Origin of the sequence: Arthrobacter glacialis (assembly GCF_002909415.1) — a bacterium.
Taxonomy (GTDB): domain Bacteria; phylum Actinomycetota; class Actinomycetes; order Actinomycetales; family Micrococcaceae; genus Specibacter; species Specibacter glacialis.
Genome location: NZ_PPXB01000028.1, coordinates 1 through 2,205, shown reverse-complemented (window position 1 = coordinate 2,205; position 2,205 = coordinate 1). Strand labels below are relative to the sequence as shown.

Here is a 2,205-nt window from a genome sequence, read left to right as displayed (position 1 = left end):
GGGAGGCGTTCATGGTTGGAGGTGTTGAGAATATCCACTCCATTCAACGGAGGAACTATGACAACTCCCAAGCAGCCCATTCCCGGAGCTCCGTCGATCGAGCCGCTGTCGTTTGAGGAGCCTGCGGAAGCACGTAAACCGCTGCCACCGAAGCCTGACCAGCATGGGCCCGAGCTCGTCTCACCGACGGGGACACCTACGGGGGAACCGGAAGGCTCCCGGAGCCAGAGCGGGGACTATCTCACCACCGCTCAAGGTGCCAGACTGCAGGACACGGACCATTCCCTCAAGGCTGGGCGCCGGGGCCCCACCCTTCTGCAAGACCACCATCTGCGGGAGAAAATCACCCATTTCGATCATGAGCGCATCCCCGAGCGTGTGGTGCATGCGCGCGGGGCGGGCGCCCACGGAGTGTTCCAGTCCTATGGGACCGGAACAGGGCTGACCCGGGCTGGCTTCCTGGCCGCAGATGTGGAAACCCCTGTGTTTGTCCGCTTCTCGACCGTGGTGGGATCCCGAGGGTCGGCCGACGCGGTCCGGGACACCCGCGGCTTTGCCGTGAAGTTCTACACGGACGAAGGCTCATTTGACTTGGTGGGGAACAACATTCCGGTCTTTTTCATCCAGGATGCCATCAAGTTTCCCGACGTCGTCCACGCAGCCAAGCCGCATCCCGACCGTGAAATTCCGCAGGCCCAAAGCGCCCATGACACTTTCTGGGACTTTGTTTCCCTCCATACCGAAGCCCAGGCGCACACCATGTGGTTCATGGCGGACCGCGGCATCCCACGCTCTTTTCGCATGATGGAGGGATTCGGTGTTCATACTTTCCGCATGGTCAACGATCAAGGGGCGACGGCGCTGGTCAAGTTCCACTGGAAGCCTTCCTTGGGTGTGCACTCACTGGTGTGGGAAGAAGCCCAAATCGCCAACGGCATGGATCCCGACTTTCACCGCCGCGATCTTGCGGACGCCATTGAATCCGGCAATTTCCCGTCGTGGGAGCTGGGTGTGCAGGTCTTCCCCGACGTTGACGATGAATTGTACGAAGGCATTGACTTGCTGGACCCCACCAAGTTTGTGCCTGAGGAAATCGCGCCGGTGCAAATGCTGGGGCGGATGACGCTCAACGCCAACCCCAAGAATTATTTCGCGGAAGTGGAGCAGGTGGCCTTCCACCCCGGGCACTTGGTGCCCGGAATCGATGTCAGCAACGACCCGCTGCTGCAGGGGCGGCTGTTCTCTTACCTCGACACCCAAATCAGCCGCTTGGGGGGACCGAATTTTGGCCAGCTGCCCATCAACCGTCCGCACGCCCCCGTCAATGACATGCTGCGCGACGGCATGCACCAAAGCGCAGATCATGCCGGGGTGGCACCGTACAAGCCAAACTCGCTCGACGGCGGCTGCCCCTTCCATGCGGGCATGGACGCCGGAACTTTCATAGACTTTCCCCAAGCAGTTCAGTCCGGGACGAAGGAGCGGGCCAACCCGGCAACCTTTAGCGACCATTTCTCCCAACCCACGTTGTTTTACCGCAGCCTGACGGCCATCGAACAGGACCATGTGGCGCAGGCATACGCCTTTGAACTGGGTAAATGCTACGAACAAACCATCCGTGAGCGACAACTGGCCGCCCTGGCCAACATTGATGCGGAGCTGTGCCAGCGGGTTGCGGAAGAACTGGGCCTGCCGGTGCCCGAAGCCACTGAGCCGCCCACCGATCAGGTTCCCAGTCCGGCAGTGTCACAAATCGGCCAGGCCTGGCCGATCGCCGGGCGTGTCGTTGGCATTGTTACTGATGCGGGCAGCGATCCCGAGCAGGTTCTGCAGGCGCGCGACGCCGTCGAAGCTGCGGGCATGCTGGCCCTGATTGTGGCACCGGTCGGAGGGAAACTTCCCGGAACGGACCAACCCGTACAGAGGAGCTATGCCACCACACGATCCATCGAGTTCGACGCCGTCATCCTCGCCACCTCCGATGCCGGACAGAAGGGCCCCGACCCGCGCGTGGTGGTACTGGTCGCCGAGACGTACCGCCATGCCAAGGCCATCGGCGGGTGGGGCGGGGCAGGAGTTGTACTGGAGGCTGCGGGCGTGGCCGCCGGCGCCCCTGGAATAGTGCATGGCTTCCCGGGTGAAGTGGTGGAAGGGATTGGGCAGTTACTGGCGCATCACCGGGTGTGGGACAGGTTCGCGCCCAAG

1 protein-coding gene is annotated in these 2,205 nt (G+C 62.3%); it reads left to right on the top strand.

Annotated elements, in window-relative coordinates; all coding sequences use genetic code 11:
- Window positions 1-57: 57 nt before the first annotated feature.
- On the top strand, window positions 58-2,205 hold a 2,148-nt coding region (locus CVS28_RS19325), incomplete at its 3' end, for a catalase (RefSeq protein WP_103482513.1).